Genomic DNA, 22,766 nt, shown 5'->3' on the forward strand with positions numbered 1-22,766 from the left:
AATGAATATAAGAAAAATGAGCTTAATTGCCTTATTTATTGCCCTATCTGTTATCGGAGCGGCTATTAAAATCCCCGCTATTATCGGAAGTATTGCATTAGATGTCTTTCCCGCGATACTTGCCGGAGCATTTTTTGGAGCGGTACCAGGGGCAATAGTAGGTGGTTTTGGTCATATGGTATCCGCACTTATTGGAGGAATGCCTCTTGGTCCCCTTCACTTTATCGTGGCAATTAGCATGGCTTTGCTCATTTATATATTCGCCAAATTGTTTCAACATGGGAAAAGAACATTGGCATATATCGTATTCGTTCTAGGTAATACATTCATTGCTCCATTACCTTTTATATTTATTCTTGATATAGCATTCTACATCGCATTAGTCCCTTCCTTATTTGTCGGATCTTTATTGAATGTCCTAATTGCCTGGTTGATGATTCCACGCTTAGTTACTGTTTTTCAAGGGGCATATCAGAGAGGAGAAGCGAAGGGATGAGAGATGCGCTAATTATTCCGTTTAATGAACAAGAAGAATTAGTTATGACGACTGACAATAGTGGTGCAATCGGATTAAAAGAAGCGGATGCTGTAAAAGTTCCATACGAAATCGTAAGTTACTATTCTTTTCGCGTCGCTATAGTAGAAGCCTTATCCTCAGGTGCAATACCAGTCTCCATCGTCCTGCAAAACTTTTGTGGGGACGAAGCATGGAGTAATTTAAACACTGGAATTCAGAGAGGATTAGCTGAACTTGGAATGGAAAATATTACACTAATGGGAAGTACGGAAAGTAATTTTTCTTTAAGTCAATCTGCAATTGGAGTTACCATTATTAGTAAGAGGCAAATCTTGAGTGAAATGAACATGAAGACTTCCGATTCCAATCGTGTTGCTTTAATCGGTTTGCCATTAGTTGGTGAAGAAGTTATAACACAAGAAGATGATGTTGTTCCCCTTTCTGTAGTGAAAGATATTTGCAGAATGAGAGATGTCCAAGTTTGGCCTGTTGGTTCAAAGGGAGTATTGCATGAATTAAGAAGAATGGTACCTTCCTTAGATAATGGCATGGTAAAAAATTGCACTAAACTAGATTTAGAAAAGTCAGGTGGGCCATCTACATCTATTTTAGTGAAGTACTCTAAGGGGAAGGAATCCGAATTACGAAAGGTAGCAGATAAGAATTTCCATAGGCTTTGGGAGGGAGAAGTTTGAAGTTATTTGTTGTAAGACATGGTGAAACAGAATGGAACGCACAAAAGAGATTACAAGGACATTTAGATTCCCCTTTAACAGTTAATGGAATCCATCATGCAGAATTATTGAGTAAGAGACTTAAATCTACTTGTTTTGCTTCCATTATTTCTAGTCCAAGTGAAAGGGCTATGCACACTGCTAGAATAATAAGAGGAAACCAAACGCTTGCGATTGAAACGGATAAGCGGTTGAAAGAAATAAATCTAGGAAGTTGGCAAGGGAAAACGTTTGAGGAAATTAAGGAAATGGACCCAGATAGGTTTGAAAATTATGCAAAACATCCTAATCAATATTATCGTGAAGAAAAAGAGGCTGAAAATTTAACAGACGTTGTGACAAGGGTAAAAGATTTTTTGAAAGATACAGAGGAAAAATATCAAACTGGGAATCACCTCATCATCACACATGGCGTTGTTATAAAAGTTTTACAGTTGATTTGTAAAAACTATTCTATCGATAAAATATGGGAACCACCAGAAATTGAAGGGACGAGCCTTACCATCATAGAAATAAAAGATGGAGAAAGAAAGCTGTTAGTTGAAGGGGACATTTCTCATAAGGAGTAATGTGGAAAAGAACTACATACTGTATGCTATACATTGTACTTTATATTTCTAAAAAAAGTCCAAAAAGAAGACCACCCGAGAATGCTCGACCAAAAGCAAGGGTAGTTCTTCTCACAAACTATAAGAGCAACTCTCGTTTCGAGCGATGAAGTTACCGTAAGGAAATGTGTGTTCAGCACACCATCCTTTTATTCTATAAAACGTTTTAACATGGAATATTCAAACACGCGAAAAATTATATAGTACAAAAAATGAAATCAATGAATGATGTAACGTCCTGCGATTGAAAAGCAGGACGTTTTTTAATGTGTGTAAGTAGTTGAAATGGATTGGTGGCAGGTAAGTTTAATTATCCGTTCCTTGCCTCGAAACAAGAAATCGATTAATTGCTACAATCAATATAACGGTTAATATAATAATAACAATAGTGGTTAAAAGAATGAAAACCGAATTTAATATAGTATTCGTTTCTATTCCATATTTATCAAATACAGATGCTACCAGATAACTTACGACAAACGCATACAATGCAACACTTAAAGTAGTAAGCAGTCTATTGATCATGGATACACCCCCTTACATTTTCTTTTTATTTAATAGAAGATGATAATAGTAGTAACAAATACAAATAAGATAAAGCCCTGCAAGAAAGAAAAAGGATACCTTATTCATATAACCAAGCATAACGAATGTTAGAAGACCTAAAGGTATAATGGTGGTCATTAGATCAAATGCTTTCGATTTTGAATTTTCATAGATATGGATCACTCGTTCATCTTTTTCTTCAATTTGTTGTTCTCTTGTCTTGTTTTTTTCGTAACCAATTGCAGAACTGGCAACTAGAAATAATAAAACTCCAAGAAATCCAACCGTAATGGGGACTAGATCCGGTCTAATAAATGCTATTTTTAGAAATTCAACACCAATGAAACCTAGGGAAAAACCTAATAGTAGAAGTAAGATTCCAACCACTTCTAAAGATCGTAGTAACCTAATTTTCCCTTTCATTATTCTCCTCCTCATAAATGAAAATATCTTCAATGTTCATATCAAAATATCTTGCAATCTTAAATGCCAAAATGATGGATGGATTATATCTCCCATTTTCGAGGGAGCCAATGGTTTGCCTCGTTACCTCTAATGCATTGGCTAGTTCTTCTTGCTTAATTCCATGTTTTTTTCGTATTTCTTCTAATCTATTTTTCACTTTTTATGTTTCTCCTTGATGGAAAGTTTACTTTCCGTTATTATATACTATGCTAATAAGTATGTAAAGTTAACTTTCCATACTAAAATGAATAGGTATAAATTTACTGAAGTGATATACTTAAATACTAAGGAAACACCATAAGGGGCGGGGTGGATTTGATGTTTAAAATTTTATTAATTGAGGATGACAAAACATTATTTAACGAGATAAAGGATCGACTTTCACAGTGGTCCTATGATGTATATGGTATTCATGATTTTAATAAAGTGATGGAAGAATATACACAAGTCATGCCAGATTTAGTTGTGATTGATATACAATTACCGAAGTTTGATGGGTTTCATTGGTGCAGATTGATTCGTTCGCATTCCAATGTTCCAATTGTTTTTCTTTCCTCTCGTGATCACCCGATGGATATGGTTATGTCCATGCAACTAGGGGCTGATGATTTCATTCAAAAGCCATTTCACTTTGAGGTGTTAATAGCTAAAATCCATGCGATATTAAGACGGGTTTATGATTATAGTACGGAACAACAAACCAATATTCTAGTGTGGAACGGGGCGACAATTGACTTTTTAAAAAACACCGTTAGTACCAAGACTGGTGAAGTGGAACTGACGAAAAATGAAATGTTCATATTAAAGACTTTAGTTGAAAATAAAAATCAAATTGTTAGTCGTGAGAAAATGATGAGAAGTCTTTGGGATGATGAACGTTTTGTAAGTGATAATACGTTAACAGTTAATGTTAATCGTTTAAGAAAAAGTCTAGGAGAACTAGATTTAGGAAAGTGGATTGAAACAAAGGTTGGACAAGGTTATGTGGCGAAGGAAGAACTCCATGATTAGGGAATACTTACGCGAAAGGCAAAGTTGGATTTATTTATTCATCATTTTACAATTTTTGGTATTATTTGTTGCCTATCTTGATGCTTCTATTAATTTTCAATCCGTTTTATATGTTACATTTCTATCCTTTGTGATTTTTATTCTTTTTATAATCATTCGATATCAAAAAGAGTCGGCATATTATAGAGTGTTGAAGAACTGGAACCCGAGTGATGACCTTGGATACTTAAAAGAAGCGGACAAACCGTTTGAAAAGATTTCTGAAAAAGTGGTTAGGGAACAAGTAGAGCATTATAAAAGGGAATTAAATGATAATATAAAACAGTTAGAACAGGAAAAGGATGATTTGCTTTCATGGATTCATGAAGTAAAAACACCACTCACCGCTATGCAACTTATGATAGAAAGGCTTGAAGATGATCAATTAAAATCCCAGTTGCAGTACGAATGGTTGAGAATTCATTTACTTCTTGACCAACAATTACATCAAAGGCGTATGGCCTCTATGAAAAATGACCTCTATATTGAAAAAGTAGCTCTTAAGCCTTTAATCTATAGGGAAATAAAGGACCTACGAACGTGGTGTATGCAAAAGGGAATCGGATTTGATGTGAATTTAGAAATAACAGAAGTTCTTACAGATGCAAAGTGGTTCAGTTTTATTATTCGTCAGCTATTAACAAACGCTGTAAAGTACAGTGAAAACTCAGATGTAGTCATAAGTAGTATTGATGATGATGGTGTCGTCCAACTGATCATAAAGGATTCGGGTAGAGGAATTCCTACGAAAGATTTATCTCGTATTTTTGATAAAGGTTTTACATCAACGAGAAACCACCAAGACTATAAAGCAACAGGAATGGGACTTTATTTAACGAAAAAAGTGGCTAACGCGTTAAAAATTAATATCGATGTAGAATCAAAGGTTGGAAAGGGCACGACTTTTACATTAACATTTGCCAAAAAGAATACTTTTCTACAACTAACGAGCATGTGACAAGATTGTCACGTGCTTATTGATTTTGTTAGGAAATTCGAAGGAAAAATAGAACGATATTTTTTATACTGTAGGAAACTAGAAGAAAGATTTTAAGTTCTAAATGAAATTTAATAGAAAAAGGGGTTGAACGGATATGAGCATTTTAGAAGCACGAAAAATTCATAAAAGATACGGCAATAAATGGAATAAACAAGAAGTATTAAGAGGGATTGATATTGAAGTAGAAAAAGGTGAATTTGTCGGTATCATGGGTCCTTCTGGCTCTGGGAAAACAACGTTATTAAATGTATTATCTTCTATTGATAAAGTTACTAATGGGTCCATTAAAATTGAGGGTCAAGAATTTACCAAGATGAAAGAAAAACAGTTGGCAGAGTTTCGAAAAAATCATTTAGGTTTTATTTTTCAGGAGTATAACTTATTAGATACATTGAGCGTTAAGGAAAATATCCTACTGCCACTTACTATCAAAAAAGTAACAAAAAAAGAAGCCCAAAATAAATTTGCCGCAGTAGCAAAGGAATTAGGTATCTTAGAAGTGAAAGATAAATATCCTGGGGAAATATCTGGTGGTCAGAAACAGCGTACATCTGCAGCCCGTGCATTTATCCATGATCCAAGCATTATCTTTGCAGACGAACCTACAGGAGCATTAGATTCGAAATCTGCTTCGGATTTATTAAATAAACTAGGGGATCTAAATGAAAAAAGAAAAGCAACGATTGTAATGGTAACACATGACCCGTTAGCGGCAAGCTATTGTAGTAGGGTTATCTTTATAAAAGATGGTCAAATCTTTACTCAGTTAAATAAAGGTGATGAAAGCAGACAAACATTTTTTAATGACATTATTAAAACGCAAGGTGTTTTAGGTGGGGTGCAACATGAGCTTTAAACAACTTATTTTTCGTAATTTGAAAAAGAATCTATCGAATTATTATCTTTATGTTTTTGCATTAGTCTTTAGTGTTGCTTTATATTTTGCTTTTGTCACCCTACAATATGATCCTTCTATGGATGAGGTAGAAGGATCCATTAAGGGTGCTGCAGCATTACGTGCCGGGGCAGTTATGTTAATAGCCATTATTATTGTGTTTTTGATTTATGCGAATAACTTATTTATTAAACGCAGAAGTAAAGAAATTGGTTTACTCCAACTAGTTGGTTTAACAAAGGGGAAAATCTTTCAAATTCTCAGCGTTGAAAATATGATGTTGTATTTTGGTTCCATGTTGATTGGGATTTTTGTTGGATTTTCCGTATCTAAATTGCTTATGATGATTTTAATTAAGATTATGGGTATTAATGAAGTAGCAACTTTACGTTTTTCTGTTGAAGCACTTATCCAAACTGCAGTTGTATTTGTATGTATCTATGTAGTGATTATGGCAATGAATGCCTTGTTTATTAAGAGGCAACGAATTCTTCATTTGTTTCAGGTAACATCCAAAACAGAAGGTAAAGTAAATCGAGTTTCCGTTATTGGGATGTTGATAGGAGTTTTGGGGATAGGATTAATTGCCTTTGGATATTACTTATCCACTAGATTGTTTAGTGGAGACTTTACAGAATTGAATGCATTATATTTTGCAATGCTTACCATTCTAGGTTCTGTCATTGTGGGAACATATTTGTTTTATAAAGGTTCTGTTAGTTTTATCTTTAATATGATTCGTAAAAAGGACAATGGCTACCTTTCGATAAATAAAGTGCTTTCCCTGTCATCCATCATGTTTCGTATGAAGTCGAATTCCATCTTGTTAACGATTATTACAACCGTATCCGCATTAGCCATTGGTTTGTTGTCTTTAACTTATATATCTTATTATTCAACAGAAAAGACGGCTGAAGAATCGCTTCCAAATCATTTTTCGATTCCAAATGAAGCAGATGCGGCTCGCTTCATGGATGAATTGGAAGCAGCAAAAATTGAATATACAGAGAAAAAAGTCGACTTTCATCAAGTACATGCTGATTTATCTAGGATTATGGAGACGTATGATGAAGAAAATATGTATTTTAAACCCGAAGATACAATAATGTCTGTGATTAGTGATGAAGCAGTAGAGGGGATTGATGTACCGCGCAATGAAAGTGTTTTTGTGAATTTTCTAGACACGATGCAGCAATTTATGTCATTGAAGGATGTTGGTCAGATTTCATTAGAAGGAAAAGGTCAAACGTTTCATTTAGATTATAAAGGAATTGAGGATAAGAACGTTTTACCGTCACTTCTAACGTTAGGTGGGTTTCCGGTAGCGGTTGTTGACCAGGATGTTTATCAGCAATTAGAAGAAGATATGGATGAATCGATTCAACAGGACTCACCTGTTTATGTAGGAGTCGATGTGAAGGATAAAGGGGAAATAGAGGAAGCGGACAAAATTTTTCAAGAATTAGGTTTCCAAGAGAACTTCGGATATAGTTCACGGCTTTATGTAAGTTCTACCAGCAAAATAACGATGGGGCTAGCCATGTTCCTTGTTGGATTTTTTGGTCTCACCTTCTTGATCACTTCAGGATGTATTCTCTATTTTAAACAAATGGATGAAAGTGAAGAAGAAAAAGGAACGTATACGATTTTACGGAAACTAGGCTTTACCAATAAGGATTTGTTAAATGGGATTAGAGTGAAGCAACTGTTTAACTTTGGAATTCCATTAGTAGTAGGTTTATGTCACAGTTATTTTGCAGTGAAATCTGGTTGGTTTTTCTTCGGAACGGAACTTTGGACACCGATGATTATTGTGATGGTATTGTATACATTGCTTTATTCTATATTTGGACTTTTATCGGTACTGTATTATAAGAAGGTAATTAAGGATTCTTTGTAAAATAGAAAACGCCCCAACTCGTATGAGATGGGACGTTTTTTATTTATCACACTACAAAGCACGAGAATTTCCTGGTACTTTTGATAGGTTTTTAGATTTTTTCGGTTTATCCCCCATTGGGGTTGCTCTTTTTATAAATAAGGCTAATGCTAACGCAAGAATGATGAAAAATGTGGAGATTAAAAAGGCATCATTAATTCCACCAAGCATTGCTTCTAAAGTTATATGTTGTTTTGCTTCCGCCGTTGGTTGACCGATAACTTGTGCCGTTAATTGTTTTTCGTACATTGCTTCGCGAGTTGACATGATTGTGATAATAAAAGCTGTTCCAATCGCACCGGAAACTTGGTTTAACGTATTGTTCATTGCAGTTCCATGTGGATAAAGCTGTTTAGGTAATTGATTTAATCCATTCGTTGTGATTGGCATCATGACCATGGATAAACCAAACATGCGAACAGCATGGATAAACATTAAATAATAGTAGGTTGTTTCAAATGATAAATGACTTAATTGGAAAGTAGTCCCTGTTACAATAATCAGTCCAATAACTGCAAGTATGCGACCACCATATTTATCAAATAAACGACCAGTTATAGGGGACATAAAGGCATTGACAATCGCCCCTGGAAGTAGCATTAGACCTGCTTTCATTGGAGAAATTCCTAAAATGGTTTGAGCATAAATAGGAAGTAACATAAATCCAGAGAAAAGCGCCATATTTACGACCATAGTAATAACAGATGCTAATGAAAACATAGGATATCGATAAACATTGAAATTAAGCATAGGGTCGTTTAACTTCGATTGTCTTACAATAAAAGTGATTAGGGAAAGAACACCAATGATAATGGTCATATAGACGGATGGACTATTCCAACCATTACTTCCAGCAGAGCTAAACCCGTAAAGTAGGCCTCCGAAGCCTATACTTGATAATAAAACAGATATAGCATCAAGATGGATATCGACTTTTTCCTTTTTATCTTTTAATAAAATAAATCCAAGAATCCATACGACAATAGCAATTGGAGTAATGAAATGGAAAAGCATTCTCCATTCATAATGTTCTAATATCCAGCCAGATAAAGTTGGTCCGATTGCTGGTGCAAACATTAGAATGAGACCAAATACTCCCATTGCTGTACCACGTTTGGCAACCGGAAAGCTTACAAGCATTACGTTCATAAGAAGTGGCATCATAATCGCAGAACCTGATGCTTGAACCATTCTCGCCCCTAATAAAACTGGAAATATCGTTGCTGTTCCTGCAATAATAGTTCCTATCGAAAATAATCCCATTGCGATTAAAAATAAACGACGAACAGAAAATTTCTGAATGAGAAAAGCTGTTGTTGGGATAAGAATACCATTCACTAGCATATACCCCGTAGTTAACCATTGGACGGTTGCTGTATCAACCTGTAGATTTGCCATTATAGAAGGAAGGGCTACATTTAATAATGTATTGTTTAAGAAAGAAATAAAAGCACCGATCATTAATATTGCAATAATTCCATATGGTGGACGTACTTCATGATTAAACTCTTGGTTCATTTTTATCCTCCAATCTAGACTAGTAGTTCATTTACATATCATAAATAAAATCATAGCACTGAAATAGCTTACATTGCAATATGAAAATTTAACTATAAAGAAGACTTCCATCAGTGGGGGTTTTCCTTCATCTCCTAACTAATGGTTATTGCATTTATCGGACCTTAATTGGCAGTTGATCTCCCACTTACCTTTTTGTTTTACAAGAAGCTTGAGGTGGGATAAAAATTAAAGAATTACAGATAGTATACTGCTAGTCTAATTGGAAGACTTGGAAGTGGTCAGTGAATTATTTGTTTTTCTAATGGGGCTTCGAGTATTTGATACTGTCACACTTTTTGGTTGGATAATCAGAAAATTTGTGCTAATCTATACTTATGTATTTAATAAAACGCTTACATTACGTGTGTATGAAAGTTGGCGCGACTTTCGTATGTGGAATCGAAGGTAATTAGGAAGGGGTAGATAGAGTTGGAAAGGTTTGCTACATTTAGTACCCCACAAACCATTCATTATGGTAGAGGGGCGTTTAGAGAAGTAGGAAAGGAAACGGAAAGTCGAGGAAGTAAAGCTCTTATCATTAGTGATCAAATCATGAATGACCTTGGTTACGTAAGTGAGTGTCGTGATGTATTACAAAAGGAAAATATAGAAAGTACTGTCTATTTAGGGGTTAAGTCTGAGCCTACAGATCAATATGTTGTAGAGGCGCTTGAGATTTTCCAAAAAGAACAATGTAATGTTGTTATTTCTCTTGGTGGGGGAAGCTGTATAGACACTGCTAAAGCAATCGCTGTCGTCGCAACAAATGGTGGTTATATTGGAGAATATATGGGAGGCAAAAAAATAGCAGAGAAAAAACCTATTCCCCATATTGCAATCCCAACAACAGCAGGCACAGGTTCTGAGGCTACAGATGCTACGGTTATTAATAATACAAGTAATGATGTCAAAATGATGATAAAACAACCTTCATTTATGCCTGATGTTGCTATTGTTGATCCGTTATTGACAGTATCTTCACCAAAATCAGTGACAGCTGCTACTGGTGTGGATGCACTAAGTCATGCAATAGAAGCCTATATTTCAAGAAAGAAGCAACCGATGACAGATATGCTAGCTCTATCAGCGATGGAGAAGATAGTTGGGAATTTAAAACCAGCATATGAAGATGGTAATAATATGGATGCAAGAGAAGAAATGGCAGTGGGGGCTTTACAAGCTGGAATGGCATTTACGAATGCTTCTGTATGTTTAGTGCATGGAATGTCTAGACCAATCGGTGCATTATTTCATGTTCCGCATGGATTCTCCAATGCTATGTTACTACCTGCCGTCCTTGAATTTAGTAAAGAGGCATGCATCGAGAGATTAGCAGACCTTGGAAGATTATTTAACAAGGACGCTAACAGTCTATCAAATGAAGAAGCCGCAGAAATGGCTGTATCTTCCGTGAAAAAACTTTGTTTAGATTTAAATATACCTAACTTAAAAGGGTTTGGGATTGATGAAAACAAATTTGAGCAAGCAATTAGCAAAATGGCTGATGATGCCTTAAATAGCGGAAGCCCACAAAATAATCCAAGAGTTCCTTCTAAGAAAGAGATAGAGGAATTATATCGGGTTTGCTATAGCTATGATTTTTCATCTGAGAAATCAATTTATTCTTAAACTAAAAAAGGGGGGAGAAAATAGTGGCATTTCTTGGGATGATTGGTCTGTTAGGGTCACTTATTTTATTAATTTACCTTACGATGAAGGGCGTTAATATTATTATCGCGGCCCTACTTAGTTCCGTTGTTGTTGCTATTACTGGGGGACTACGGTTAGATACAGCATTAATGGACAATTATATGACAGGGTTTACGGGGTATTTTGCTTCATGGTTCTTGGTATTCTTGCTAGGGGCTATCTTTGGAAAAGTGATGCAAGAAACAAAGTCTGCAGATAGTATTGCAAATTGGATTAAAAATAAGTTTGGGGCTAAACGTGCTGTATTTGCGGTAGTGGCAGCTGCAGCAATTATGACTTATGGTGGTGTAAGTTTATTCGTAGTTGGTTTTGCTGTTTATCCAATCGCAGTTTCCTTATTCCGTTCTGCTAATTTACCACACCGATTCATCCCGGCAGCATTAGTATTCGGATCTATTTCTTTTACCATGACTTCACCTGGTTCACCAGAAATTCAAAACATTATTCCAACAGAGTTCTTTGGGACAACTCCAACTGCAGGTGGTTGGATTGGAGTTTTAAGTGCATTATTGATTATGATTGTTGGTGGATTATGGTTAGGTTCAATGGTAAGAAAAGCTTCTGCTAATGGTGAAGTTTTCTCCTTACCGAAGCAAGGAAATGAGGAAACGGCAGCTAGTTTAGTTGCAGAAGAACAGCCAGAACAAAGTAAAGGTGATCTTCCCAATACCCTTTTAGCTATTCTTCCTCTTGTATTAGTTATCGTGATACTTAATATTCTTGGTCAGTTTTTGACCCCTACTGTAGCACTCTTAATTGCTTTGACTATTGGGATTGCTGTTGCATGTTTAAGCATGTTGAGATTTCTTAAGGAGTTTTGGGATGCACTTGCAACTGGTGCGCAAAATGCACTTGTAGCATTAGCTAATACGTGTGCAGTAGTTGGTTTTGGAAGTGTAGCGGCACAGGTTTCCGCTTTCGATTCACTAATTAATGGTCTTGTAAATATACCAGGACCCCCTTTAATAGGGTTGGCAATTGGAGTAACCGTTATTTGTGGTATTACAGGGTCTGCATCAGGTGGACTTGGAATTGCACTACCAATTCTTGCACCCATTTATTTAGCGCAAGGAGTAGATCCAGGAGCAATGCACCGTGTTTCAGCATTAGCTTCAGGTGGTTTGGATTCTTTACCGCATAATGGTTATATTGTAACGACCGTTCGTGCTATCTGTGGTGAAACCCATAAGAGAGCATACAAACCTATATTAATGCTAAGTGTTATCTTACCAACAGCAGTACTTGCATTAGCAGTTATTTTGTATAGTATTTTTTAATTAGAAACATTACCCTTCCAATAGGTTGTGGAAGTATTTTAATAATAAAAATAAGAGCAGGAAATCTGCTCTTGTTAAACTTATTTATTCAACATAGTATAAACCTGATCTACGTCTTTATCGCCTCTACCGGAAAGGTTAACAATAATGACATCTTCTTTGTTTAGTTCTTTTGCTAGTTTCATAGCATGTGCAACAGCGTGCGAACTTTCTAATGCCGGAATAATTCCTTCCACCCTAGATAACTCTTGGAATGCCTCAAGTGCTTCCCCGCCAGAAGCTTGAACATATTCTCCACGACCGGAAGCATATAGGTAACCATGTTCTGGTCCAACACCTTGATAGTCAAGACCTGCTGCAATCGAATTGGTTGGCTTTAATTCGTTATTCTCATCGAATAATGTATAAGACTTAAATCCATGGAATACTGCCGGAATACCTTCTGAAATAGATGGAGCTTCGGAAGGTTCTACACCAATTAACCGAACGTCTTTATCATCTAAGTAACTAGCAAAGGAACCAATCGCATTACTTCCACCACCTACACAAGCAACGATGGCTGTTGGTAGTTTATTTTCCTTTTCTAAAATTTGTCTTTTGGATTCTTCACTGATGATAGATTGGAAGTATTTCACCATTTCTGGGTATGGATATGGCCCAACAGCAGAACCGATTAGATAAAACGTATCTTGATGATTTTTTACTAGGTCTTCAAACGCTGCATCTACCGCTTCTTTTAGCCGACCACGGCCATCTTCCACGGCAACTACTTCAGCACCTAAAAGTTGCATACGGAATACATTTAAGGCTTGTCTTTCTGTATCGACTTTTCCCATGTACACGGTGCAAGGTAAACCAACCATTGCCGCTGCAGTTGCGGTGGCAACTCCATGCTGACCTGCACCAGTTTCCGCAATAATGCGTTTGGCACCCATACGTTTTGCTAGAAGTATTTGACCTAAGGCGTTGTTAATTTTATGTGCACCTGTATGATTCAAATCCTCACGTTTTAAATAGATTTTGGCCCCACCTATTTTTTCTGTAAGGTTTTTAGCAAATGTTAGCGGATTTTCACGCCCAACATATTCTTTTAAATAGTAACGATATTCCTCTAGAAATTTAGGATCATCTTTATATTTATCGAACTGGTCTCCAATATTATCCAAAATCACCTTTAAATCCTCGGGAATAAAACTGCCACCAAATTCACCAAAATAACCTTTCTCAGATACAACTTCTTCACTCATTCTCTGCTCAGCTCCTATTCTAGTAATACTATGTTTCATTCTCTTATTATATATGAAATGTTAGATAATTTTAAGAAAATTATAAAGAAGACTTCCATTAGTGGGGTTTTCAATCATCCTCCACTGATGGTTAGTCGCATTTACTACCCGTTTTAGGTGGGATAAAAAAAGGACGCTGGTTTCCTGCGTCCGAATGATTGTTATTTCGTTAAAAAGTTCTCCGTATAAAATGGTTGCGAATTCTGGTTAAAATCGACACCAACGGCTAAAGACTCAAATTCCTTTTTCAATATATTTTCTCGGTGGCCCAAGGAGTTCATTAACCCTTCATGAGCAAAAATGCTACTAGGTTGCCCGGTTGCAAGATTTTCCCCGGCTATTCGGAATACAATATCATCTTCCTGCATCCGGTCAAATGGTGATTGTCCTTGCAAGTTCGTATGACTAAAGTAATTATGTTCAGCCATGTCTGTACTGTGATCACGAGCAGTTTTTCTAAGTGGTTCCTCCCAATTTAATACTGGCAAACCATGAACGACCCGGGCTGCATTGGTTAAATCAAAAAGTTGATATTCTAGTCCTGCTTTTAAATCAGGGGTCGGTTCTCCGAAGTATTCCTTTTTCTGTTGTTCTAGCTTGTCGCTAATAATTTGAATGGCGGTAACCGTATTATTTTCATGTTTATCATAAAAAATCGTCACATAGTTATGATCAATGAAAAATGTATCATTTTCATCATCATTTTGTATTTGATAACGGACTAGTCCTTTGCGAATAGCTGATAATGGTTCGTCTAAAGTTGATAAAACAGTCTCTCGTGAACTATTTAAATCAATGCCAAGTGTAGAACTTAATAAATCCTGGTTCGTATATAGACCAGCGACTTTGTCTTCCTTATCATATGCTACCATAAAAAAGTTTTGGTAATTTTCATGATAAGTATTCCATTCTACTCCATATTCGTTCAGACTTGAACGTTTGGGGGTTCCGACTTGTTGCTCTACATCTGATCGTTTATCACCAATTTCAATATTATGGATGGAAAAGCTTTGATTGGTCGGTTCGTTTAGTTTTGGTTTTTCTATAGTCGGTTCGGTTTTTATATCATGATTTTCCTGAGTCCCGTTTAGCCTTGACAATAATATTTGAAACTCTTGTTTTATTGTATTTACTGTCGAAGTGACGATTGGATTTTCTATAAACTCATTTACATCTTCTTTTATCTCATGAAAAACACCTTGAAAACCAGAATGCTCATATGTCTCCCCATAAAAGTGCCATAAAGCTCCGGCGACAAGCAATAAAACTATCCAATTTCTTAAGCGTAACATGTCCCCACATCCAGTCTTCATTTATGTTTTTTTATCATATCAAGTATCAACATTATGAACAAATGTGAAGAAGCCTAGAATAGGTGGTATAAAGTGCTAAATTTGGAAGGGAAAAGTGGAGAGCACATTTGGTTAGTAAAAAATAAGAAATCCCTAACTAATTTTTTAGCAGGGATTTCTTATTTTATTTCAATGAATCGATAAATCTTCCCATACGCTTCATTGCTTCTTGCAATTGTTCGATAGATGTAGCATAGGAACAACGAATATATCCTTCTCCGGATTCACCAAAAGCATTGCCCGGAACGACTGCCACTTTTTCTTGTTGGAGGAGTTCGCTTGCAAATTCTTCCGAAGAGAGTCCAGTTTGCTTAATCGATGGGAAAACATAAAATGCGCCACCTGGTATATGGCAGCTGAGCCCAATATTATTTAAGGCTTGAACGATATAATTCCTTCTTCGCCAGTAACTTTCTCTCATATGTTCAACTTGATCTGTACTATTTTGTAAAGCCTCTATGGCAGCTCTCTGTAACATATGTGGCGCACACATGGTTGTATACTGATAAATTTTTACCATTAGGTCTACCATTTCTTTAGGGGCTGCTACAAAACCCAGCCTCCATCCCGTCATTGCAAACCCTTTGGAGAAACCGTTAATTAAAATCGTTCGCTCATACATTCCTGGGATGGAAGCCATACTCGTAAATCCATCATCATATGTAAGTTCTGCATAAATTTCATCTGTGAGACAAATGAGGTCATGCTTTTGAATGACGTTAGCGATTTGTGTTAACTCCTCTTTATTTAAACAAGTACCGGTTGGATTATTTGGTGTACAAATTAAAACAGCTTTCGTTTTATCTGTTATCGCTGCTTCAATTTGCTCCGGTGTTACCTTAAATCCATTATCGGAGTAGGTGGAGATTGGAACCGGAACCCCTCCAGCCAATAATACTAGTGAAGCGTAAGATACAAAAGCAGGCTCCACAATTAACACTTCATCACCTGGGTTTACAATGGCGCGAAAGGCTAAATCAAGAGACTGGCTTGCTCCGACAGTGACAATGATTTGATTCTCAGGATCATAGTGAACATCAAATCTTCTTTGTACGTAATTTGATATTTCTTGGCGTAATTCGATTAGCCCAGCATTTGCTGTATAGGATGTATATCCGTCCTGTAGGGCATTGATAGCCTCATCACGAATGTTCCATGGAGTAATAAAATCAGGTTCTCCAACCCCAAGTGAGATGACACCCTCCATACTTGCTGCCAAATCAAAAAACCTTCTTATCCCAGATGGTTTTAGGTCTATTGCTGTTTTTGATAAGTATTGTTCATAATCCATGCTCATGGGGTAACCACCATTCTTTTATCATCATCGTCGTTCCCTTCGATGATGACACCATCATGTTTGTATTTTTTTAATATAAAATGTGTGGTTGTGGAGATAACATTATCAATTGTTGATAATTTATTCGAAACAAATTTCGAAACCTCTTGCAATGTTTTTCCTTCTAATGTAACTGATAAGTCATAAGTACCTGACATTAAATAGACGGAATTAACTTCTGGATAACGATAAATTCGCTCGGCGATTTCATCAAATCCTACGCCATGTTGTGGTGTAACCTTAACGTCTATCATTGCTACGACAGTTTCTTTACCTTCAATTTGATTCCAATCAATAAGGGTTGGATAACTAACAATTATTTTATCTTCTTCTAATTTTTTAATCGTCCTATGAACGTTTTCTTCCGTCATATTTAATTGCATTGCAATAGTTTCTGTGGAGATTCTATGATTTTCTTCTAGAATTGCTAATATATTCAATTCATCATTAGATAATTTCATTGCTTTTCCTCCATCCATTTTCTAAACGATAAACTGTATTAAATTTATATCACTTTACAGAATTTATCAACAAATAAAGTCAAACTAATGTTGGTTTTTGGTGAAAGTTAAAGGTTTTTGTCGAAGTTTTTACTGAAGTGACATGTGTCATTTAGTAATATTATAATAAAAAGAAAAAATTAAATGGAAAAGGAAAAAACTAATGAATAAAGAAATTATATTATCATTTGAATTTGCTTCATCAACAGGGGAGATTTGTCCACATACGTTTACGAATCCAGTTCGAGTTATTTCGATTAATGCAGTGGAAGAAGTGATCCCGTGTTTAAGAATGGTACAGGATGCGGTTGAAGAAGGGTATTATGCTGCAGGATATTTGGCTTATGAGAGTGCACCTGCTTTTAATGAAAAATTTAAAGTAAATCCCAATAACAAAATGCCTTTATTATGGTTTGGAATTTTTAAGGAAGTTAGTGAAAAATCTGTAGAAAGTGATGGTTGCTATCAGGTGGGGGCATGGAATATTTCTACAACTAAAGATGAATATAGTAAATCTATTAAAACGATTAAAAAGGCTATAAAAAATGGAGTTACCTACCAAACGAATTATACCACTCGTTTGTATTCTAAATTTCAAGGTGATGATGTAGCTTTTTTTGAAAAACTAAAAAGAGCGCAAACATCCAACTATTCTGCCTACCTTAATATAGGAGATTATCAGATTTTATCAGCTTCACCGGAACTTTTCTTTCATATGAAGGACGAAACCATTACAACCCGTCCAATGAAGGGAACGATTAATAGGGGAAAAACAGTAGAGGAAGATAAGGAAAATGCAAAATGGTTGTACAAATCGGAGAAAAATCGTGCTGAAAACATCATGATTGTGGACTTATTACGAAATGATTTAAGTGTTATTGCACAACCAACATCCGTTCATGTACCGAAATTATTTGAAATCGAGCAATATCCAACCGTTCACCAAATGACATCAACTGTACAAGCAAAGGTAAAGAAACAAACTGATTTAGTAGATGTTTTTCGGGCGATTTTCCCTTGTGGATCCATTACCGGTGCCCCAAAGATAAGTACGATGGAAATTATTTCAGAATTGGAAACAACTCCTCGGGAAGTGTATTGTGGTGCAATTGGTTTTATTACACCGAAAAAGGAAGCAATTTTTAACGTGCCGATTCGTACGGTTGTTATTGAAGGAAAAACAGGGGTTGCCACTTATGGAGTAGGAGGTGGAATCACTTGGGATTCTACAACTAAAGGGGAGTATCACGAAATGCTTGACAAAGCTAGATTGTTGGAGGAAGAGAGACCTGATTTTCGATTGTTAGAGAGCTTACTATTAGAAGATGGGGAGTATTTTCTGTTGGAAGAGCATATCCATCGTCTTAGCAATAGCGCTAATTACTTTGGAATACCAATGAATAAAGAGAAGGTTAAAACAGCTTTACTTTCTTTTGCTAAAAGTTATGAAAATGGTCCGTATAAAGTCCGTTTGCTTTTTTCAAAAAAAGAAAAAATCGAGTTAGAAGCCAAGTCCATTACTGCCCCAGATGTTCCAGTAAAAGTAATGCTTGCAAACGAGCCAATCGATTTGGAAAATCCATTTTATTACCATAAAACGACGAATCGTACCATGTATCAATGCTTTGAAAAAAAAGAGGGAATATATGATTTGCTTTTATGGAATAAGAACAGAGAATTAACGGAATTTACGATTGGTAATGTTGTGTTAAAGATTGATGGAAAGCTATGGACGCCACCAATAAAATGCGGGCTACTTGCAGGAACTTATCGTCAATTCCTGATTACAACAGGAAAAATAAGGGAGAAAGTATTATATGTAGAAGACTTAGATAGGCAAGAGGGTATTTGGTTAATCAATAGTGTACGTAAATGGCTTCCCGTTGACTTTTCTACTACTTAACTAAGTCTTCTAATATGAACCATATAGAACCAATATGTGTATACTTAATTTTTTATTGCTAGAAAGACAAGGGTGTAGACAAAAACTTTCGGGAAAATCACGGCTCTTTTCCCATAATCTTTAGGAGTTAAGTATCAAATGTAGGCATTTATCTATAACAATTCGTACGCCTTAACATATAGTAATTATGTACGTGAATGAGGAGGTGTTAATTTATGAGTGCACCCGAAAAAGGCTTTGGCTATGGTGGAGGTTTTGCCTTAATTGTAGTTCTATTCATACTGTTAATTATTATTGGAACCTCTTATGTAGGTTATGGATACTAATCTTTAAAAAGTGTTGGAAAATTCGTAGGGCACCGTTTCATTTGGTGCCTTATTTTCTTTTGTACTAGACAAGAAAAGAAAAAATGTATATAGTTACCTAGGTAACTAATTGTTCAAGTGGAGGTTTAATGTGGATTCTTTTTTTCATCATCAGTTACAGTTTACCCGGGCATTTACGAAAAAGATAAATGAACAACTAGCAAAAGTTGGTTTATATCATTCGCAATGGTTGATAGTTTTCTATTTGAAGCATTTTAATACAGCTACTCTTGTTGAAATAAGTAATTATTATGATGTAGAAAAACCAACTATAACTCGTACCGTGAATCGTTTAGAAGAAATAGGCTTAATTAAAAAAATTCCTAGTACAGATAAACGGGAGAGAAAAATCCATTTAACGGAAAAAGGGATGCAAGTTTATGACGATGCAAAGCGGATTATAGACACCTTTGAAGAAAATCTAGTAAACGAAATTTCAGATGAGGATCTAATGGTGACTTTACATACAATCCATAAGCTAAAAGAAAAAATTAAATAAGGGAGGAATAAGTTTGAGTAGAAAACCTAAGTTATGGACGAAAGACTTCATCATGGTATCCACCTCAAACTTTTTATTATTTATTTCGTTTTATATGTTAATCGTAACGTTAACGGTTTATTCGATAAAAAGTTTCCATGCATCAGAAAGTTTGGCTGGGCTTGCTTCAAGTATTTTCGTACTTGGCGCAGTGCTTGTGAGACCAATAGCGGGAAAAGCACTTGCGACGGTTGGTAAGAAAAAACTTTTATTACTCGGTTCGGTACTTTTTCTAGCTATGATGCTATTGTATTTTCCTATTAACAATTTACCTTTATTATTAGCCCTTCGATTTATCCATGGTTTTTCATTTGGGATATGTACCACTGCAACGGGAACAATCGCAGCGGAAATTATTCCGGTGGTAAGACGTGGAGAGGGAATGGGTTATTTTGCTACAAGTATGAACTTAGCCATGGCCATTGGTCCTTTTTTAGGATTATTTATAAGCCAACATTTCGACTATACAGTGATATTTGTAACTACTACTACCTTTGCTCTAGTATCCTTGATAGCTGCTTTAACGTTGAGAGTACCAGAAGTAGCTCGGGTACCAAAGGAGACTGCGAAAAAGTCCTTTCAAATTAGTGATTACTTTGAAAAGACAACTGTACCGATTGCGATTTTTATAGCAATCCTTGGATTTGTATACTCCAGCATTTTATCGTTTATGACGTCTTATGCGACAGAAATAAATTTAGTTGATACAGCAAGTTTCTTTTTCGTCATGTATGCGGCGTTTTTATTAATATCTAGACCGTTTACTGGTCAATTATTTGATTTAAAGGGAGAAAACTCCGTTATTTATCCATGCCTTGTCATATTTGGTTTTGGACTAATTTTGCTTAGTCAAGCTTCACATGGTTTGATTTTACTTATTGCGGGAGCCGTTATTGGAATTGGATTTGGTACCGTACAATCAAGTGCTCAAACTATTGCAGTTAACAGAGCTCCGTCACATAGAATTGGACTTGCAACCTCTACCTTTTTTGTATTCTTTGACACAGGAGTAGGCGTTGGTCCATTTTTATTAGGGTTTACTTTACCTTTAACGGGTTATAGAGGAATGTATGTTGGAATGGCATGTATCGTTTTTGTTTCCATTTTTGTATATTATTTCGTACATGGGAAAAAGACATCCCGCTCAAGGAAACAACATAGAATGATTCATGAAGAGGTAGAGAAACAGCTAGGACAATAGTTCCTAGCTGTTTGTATTCAAACGTAATTTTATAAAAACTTAAGGCATACCGGTTCAGGAGCATGTATGTCCTTTTGTAATAACGATAATTTGCCTGTTTCGGTATCACGGGAGAATAAAGTAAGATTATCTGATTCTTGGTTGGAAGCAATTAAGAACTTTTCACTAGGATCGAGAACGAAATCTCTTGGCCAGTCACCTTCTGTTGGTGTATTCTCAATAAAAGATAATTTTCCAGTTTCCGTATCTACTTTAAAAACAGCGATACTATTATGTCCTCGATTTCCAGAGTATACGAATCTTCCGTCAGAAGAAACGTGAATCGCACTACCTTGATTATTTTCCTTGAAATCTTCTGGAATGGTTTTAATCGATTGAACAATGGAGAAGCTTCCATTTTCTTGATCGTATGATAGGACAAAAACTTCCCCACTGAATTCCGTTACAAGATACGCAATAGTAGAAAGTTTAGGATGAAAAGCTAGGTGTCTAGGTCCACTACCAGCTGGAACAACTAAACGATTTACCTCAGTTAGCTCACCATTGTCACTAACTTGGTAAGTAAGAAGTAAATCACTGCCTAAGTCAGTGACAACTAAGTAATTTTCATCCGGAGTCATGCCAGCATAATGGATATGCGATTTTTCTTGCCTAGGATCGGGTCCACTACCAGTATGTTGAATAGTTGATATAGCTTGGCTAACTTCACCAGTATTTTGATTTATTTTATAAGAATCTACCGTACCTTTATGATAATTAGCACTGAATAAAAATTGATAATCTTTATCCGTGTTGATATGACAAGGGTTCGCACCGGGTTCTACCTGATTATTAACTGCTGTTAGTTCACCGGTTCTATCATTAACTTTGAAAGAGGCAACTCCACCATTATCTCCGTCTTTTGCGACAGAAAAAAGAAATTTATTATCAATAGTAAGCTTCAAGTAAGTAGGGCTGTCAACTTTAGCTGCAATTTTAACGTTCGATATTTTCTTTTCTTCCGTATCTAATTCAAATGAATAGATTCCTTCACTGCTTTTTTTTGTATATGTGCCAATGTATCCGATGTATTTCATGTTCTGAGAATCCCCTTTCTACTTAAATCAGTGTCTACCTAAGTATATCGATAACATGAGCACTTGTCACTTCCTTGCTTTTACGAGTCTAGCCTTGGAAAAGACTTCTCAAAATGCGTGTTTAAAAAGGTGAATGAAACGGACTGAGGTCGCCAACGTTCTGGGACTACGATTACTCGTCCCACTAAAGATTTGTTGCAACGCCTCCTTAGTATCGAAGTGTCATTTTACCGGACTTTTGAACAAACTCTTAAAAAGAAAAAGGTAGAAATTGAGTTTTTTTGGGGCATGATAATCTTGAGGTGACTTTATTATGAAAGCAACTGAAATAGAAAGTAAACGATTTGATAAAGCATTAGATGAAATACTGGATTTGTTTAATAATCTTGAAAGTGATGAGCCGATTATAAAATATAATGATGAGGTTTTAAGTTTTATTGAAAAGGCGAAGAAAAAATATGGGGAAGATATTGTAAATGAAAAAGTAAATATAGTTGTGGGAGAAATGTTATCTTGGCTTGATCTAGAAGATGTGAACTTGGATAAGGATGAAAAAGAAGAAGAGGAATCCTAGTATATAGTTTCTCTTCTTTCAATATTGTGTATAATTATAACAAGCGTCATTTTGGGGGCGTTTTTGTCGATTGTTAAAATTAAAAAACAAAATTTATTATTTTATGTTGACATTTATATGAGTTTGCTTTAATATAAATTTTGCTGTTAAAAACCGATTAAAAAACGCGAATAAAGTCAAATGAAATTTCTTGTTGACATCAAACATTGAAATATGATATATTAAAGCGCGTTGACAAATTAATTCGAAATATGAAATGGCCCGTTGGTCAAGCGGTTAAGACACCGCCCTTTCACGGCGGTAACACGGGTTCGAATCCCGTACGGGTCACCAT

At 35.8% G+C, this 22,766-nt stretch carries 23 protein-coding genes and 1 tRNA gene; 15 read left to right on the plus strand and 9 right to left on the minus strand.

Annotation, left to right across the window (positions count from 1 at the left end; translation table 11 throughout):
- The first annotated feature begins 1 nt into the window (after nt 1).
- Genes ACFQ18_RS11715 through ACFQ18_RS11725 form a run of 3 tightly spaced genes read left to right on the plus strand, consistent with a single transcriptional unit; the run spans nt 2 to nt 1,820 of the window.
- Entirely contained in the window at nt 2-496 is a 495-nt protein-coding gene (locus ACFQ18_RS11715; RefSeq protein WP_047184346.1) for an ECF transporter S component, read from the plus strand.
- The gene (locus ACFQ18_RS11720; protein ID WP_060668772.1) at nt 493-1,212 is read left to right on the plus strand and encodes a hypothetical protein; all 720 of its coding nucleotides are present in this window, start codon (nt 493-495) and stop codon (nt 1,210-1,212) included. Before ACFQ18_RS11715 ends, ACFQ18_RS11720 begins: the two co-directional genes overlap by 4 nt.
- Entirely contained in the window at nt 1,209-1,820 is a 612-nt protein-coding gene (locus ACFQ18_RS11725) for a histidine phosphatase family protein (RefSeq protein WP_047184344.1), read from the plus strand. Before ACFQ18_RS11720 ends, ACFQ18_RS11725 begins: the two co-directional genes overlap by 4 nt.
- A 345-nt stretch (nt 1,821-2,165) precedes the next feature.
- On the opposite strand, the gene ACFQ18_RS11730 is transcribed toward ACFQ18_RS11725, so the two are convergent.
- The 3 genes from ACFQ18_RS11730 to ACFQ18_RS11740 are packed head-to-tail and all read right to left on the minus strand — an operon-like array spanning nt 2,166 to nt 3,027.
- Nucleotides 2,166-2,384, minus strand: a complete 219-nt coding sequence (locus ACFQ18_RS11730) for a hypothetical protein (RefSeq protein ID WP_047184343.1) — start codon at nt 2,382-2,384, stop codon at nt 2,166-2,168.
- 12 nt (nt 2,385-2,396) lie between these two features.
- Nucleotides 2,397-2,828, minus strand: a complete 432-nt coding sequence (locus ACFQ18_RS11735) for a hypothetical protein (RefSeq protein WP_204798361.1) — start codon at nt 2,826-2,828, stop codon at nt 2,397-2,399.
- Nucleotides 2,812-3,027, minus strand: a complete 216-nt coding sequence (locus ACFQ18_RS11740) for a helix-turn-helix transcriptional regulator (protein WP_047184342.1) — start codon at nt 3,025-3,027, stop codon at nt 2,812-2,814. Before ACFQ18_RS11740 ends, ACFQ18_RS11735 begins: the two co-directional genes overlap by 17 nt.
- Nucleotides 3,028-3,188: 161 nt before the next feature.
- Here ACFQ18_RS11740 and ACFQ18_RS11745 point away from each other — a divergent pair, with 161 nt between their 5' ends.
- From ACFQ18_RS11745 to ACFQ18_RS11760, 4 genes are all read left to right on the plus strand, one after another.
- The gene (locus tag ACFQ18_RS11745; RefSeq protein WP_047184341.1) at nt 3,189-3,881 is read left to right on the plus strand and encodes a response regulator transcription factor; all 693 of its coding nucleotides are present in this window, start codon (nt 3,189-3,191) and stop codon (nt 3,879-3,881) included.
- Nucleotides 3,874-4,878 (plus strand): sensor histidine kinase, encoded by a 1,005-nt coding sequence (locus tag ACFQ18_RS11750; RefSeq protein WP_145523726.1) that lies wholly within the window; start codon nt 3,874-3,876, stop codon nt 4,876-4,878. The genes ACFQ18_RS11745 and ACFQ18_RS11750 overlap by 8 nt, the downstream gene beginning before the upstream one ends.
- Nucleotides 4,879-5,014: 136 nt before the next feature.
- Nucleotides 5,015-5,776 carry an ABC transporter ATP-binding protein gene (locus ACFQ18_RS11755; RefSeq protein ID WP_204798362.1) on the plus strand — a complete coding sequence of 254 codons (762 nt, stop codon included), beginning with the start codon at nt 5,015-5,017 and terminating at the stop codon, nt 5,774-5,776.
- Nucleotides 5,766-7,715 carry an FtsX-like permease family protein gene (locus ACFQ18_RS11760; protein WP_204798364.1) on the plus strand — a complete coding sequence of 650 codons (1,950 nt, stop codon included), beginning with the start codon at nt 5,766-5,768 and terminating at the stop codon, nt 7,713-7,715. The genes ACFQ18_RS11755 and ACFQ18_RS11760 overlap by 11 nt, the downstream gene beginning before the upstream one ends.
- A gap of 51 nt (nt 7,716-7,766) precedes the next feature.
- Here the strand turns inward: ACFQ18_RS11760 and ACFQ18_RS11765 are convergent, their stop codons facing one another.
- Nucleotides 7,767-9,272, minus strand: a complete 1,506-nt coding sequence (locus tag ACFQ18_RS11765) for a DHA2 family efflux MFS transporter permease subunit (protein ID WP_060668924.1) — start codon at nt 9,270-9,272, stop codon at nt 7,767-7,769.
- A 471-nt stretch (nt 9,273-9,743) separates the two neighbouring features.
- Here ACFQ18_RS11765 and ACFQ18_RS11770 point away from each other — a divergent pair, with 471 nt between their 5' ends.
- Together ACFQ18_RS11770 and ACFQ18_RS11775 are read left to right on the plus strand one after the other, a co-directional pair.
- The gene (locus ACFQ18_RS11770) at nt 9,744-10,943 is read left to right on the plus strand and encodes an iron-containing alcohol dehydrogenase (protein WP_204798366.1); all 1,200 of its coding nucleotides are present in this window, start codon (nt 9,744-9,746) and stop codon (nt 10,941-10,943) included.
- A 38-nt stretch (nt 10,944-10,981) separates the two neighbouring features.
- Nucleotides 10,982-12,301 carry a GntP family permease gene (locus tag ACFQ18_RS11775; protein ID WP_047184393.1) on the plus strand — a complete coding sequence of 440 codons (1,320 nt, stop codon included), beginning with the start codon at nt 10,982-10,984 and terminating at the stop codon, nt 12,299-12,301.
- Nucleotides 12,302-12,381: 80 nt separating this feature from the next.
- Here ACFQ18_RS11775 and trpB read toward each other — a convergent pair whose 3' ends face one another.
- The 4 genes from trpB to ACFQ18_RS11795 form a co-directional block, all read right to left on the minus strand.
- Nucleotides 12,382-13,548, minus strand: a complete 1,167-nt coding sequence (gene trpB, locus ACFQ18_RS11780) for a tryptophan synthase subunit beta (RefSeq protein WP_047184335.1) — start codon at nt 13,546-13,548, stop codon at nt 12,382-12,384.
- A gap of 200 nt (nt 13,549-13,748) precedes the next feature.
- Complete coding sequence (locus tag ACFQ18_RS11785) at nt 13,749-14,879, minus strand: CAP domain-containing protein (protein ID WP_083452605.1); 1,131 nt, start codon at nt 14,877-14,879, stop codon at nt 13,749-13,751.
- 184 nt (nt 14,880-15,063) lie between these two features.
- The gene (locus ACFQ18_RS11790; RefSeq protein WP_060668926.1) at nt 15,064-16,236 is read right to left on the minus strand and encodes an aminotransferase; all 1,173 of its coding nucleotides are present in this window, start codon (nt 16,234-16,236) and stop codon (nt 15,064-15,066) included.
- Nucleotides 16,233-16,736, minus strand: a complete 504-nt coding sequence (locus tag ACFQ18_RS11795; RefSeq protein WP_047184332.1) for an Lrp/AsnC family transcriptional regulator — start codon at nt 16,734-16,736, stop codon at nt 16,233-16,235. The genes ACFQ18_RS11790 and ACFQ18_RS11795 overlap by 4 nt, the downstream gene beginning before the upstream one ends.
- Nucleotides 16,737-16,938: 202 nt before the next feature.
- On the opposite strand from ACFQ18_RS11795, the gene pabB reads away from it, so the two are divergent.
- From pabB to ACFQ18_RS11815, 4 genes are all read left to right on the plus strand, one after another.
- On the plus strand, nt 16,939-18,678 hold the full coding sequence (gene pabB, locus ACFQ18_RS11800) for an aminodeoxychorismate synthase component I (protein ID WP_204798367.1): 1,740 nt from the start codon (nt 16,939-16,941) through the stop codon (nt 18,676-18,678).
- Between the two features lie 215 nt (nt 18,679-18,893).
- Nucleotides 18,894-19,004, plus strand: a complete 111-nt coding sequence (locus ACFQ18_RS11805; RefSeq protein ID WP_083452606.1) for a YjcZ family sporulation protein — start codon at nt 18,894-18,896, stop codon at nt 19,002-19,004.
- A gap of 130 nt (nt 19,005-19,134) precedes the next feature.
- Nucleotides 19,135-19,542, plus strand: a complete 408-nt coding sequence (locus ACFQ18_RS11810) for a MarR family winged helix-turn-helix transcriptional regulator (protein ID WP_047184330.1) — start codon at nt 19,135-19,137, stop codon at nt 19,540-19,542.
- A gap of 13 nt (nt 19,543-19,555) precedes the next feature.
- Nucleotides 19,556-20,782 (plus strand): MFS transporter, encoded by a 1,227-nt coding sequence (locus tag ACFQ18_RS11815; protein WP_257457135.1) that lies wholly within the window; start codon nt 19,556-19,558, stop codon nt 20,780-20,782.
- Between the two features lie 29 nt (nt 20,783-20,811).
- On the opposite strand, the gene ACFQ18_RS11820 is transcribed toward ACFQ18_RS11815, so the two are convergent.
- Entirely contained in the window at nt 20,812-21,858 is a 1,047-nt protein-coding gene (locus ACFQ18_RS11820) for a lactonase family protein (protein ID WP_204798369.1), read from the minus strand.
- Nucleotides 21,859-22,171: 313 nt separating this feature from the next.
- On the opposite strand from ACFQ18_RS11820, the gene ACFQ18_RS11825 reads away from it, so the two are divergent.
- Complete coding sequence (locus tag ACFQ18_RS11825; RefSeq protein WP_047184328.1) at nt 22,172-22,432, plus strand: hypothetical protein; 261 nt, start codon at nt 22,172-22,174, stop codon at nt 22,430-22,432.
- 258 nt (nt 22,433-22,690) lie between these two features.
- Nucleotides 22,691-22,765, plus strand: a tRNA-Glu gene (locus tag ACFQ18_RS11830).
- Nucleotide 22,766: the final 1 nt, after the last annotated feature.

The organism is Oceanobacillus caeni (genome assembly GCF_042678465.1).
Classification (GTDB): domain Bacteria; phylum Bacillota; class Bacilli; order Bacillales; family Amphibacillaceae; genus Oceanobacillus; species Oceanobacillus caeni.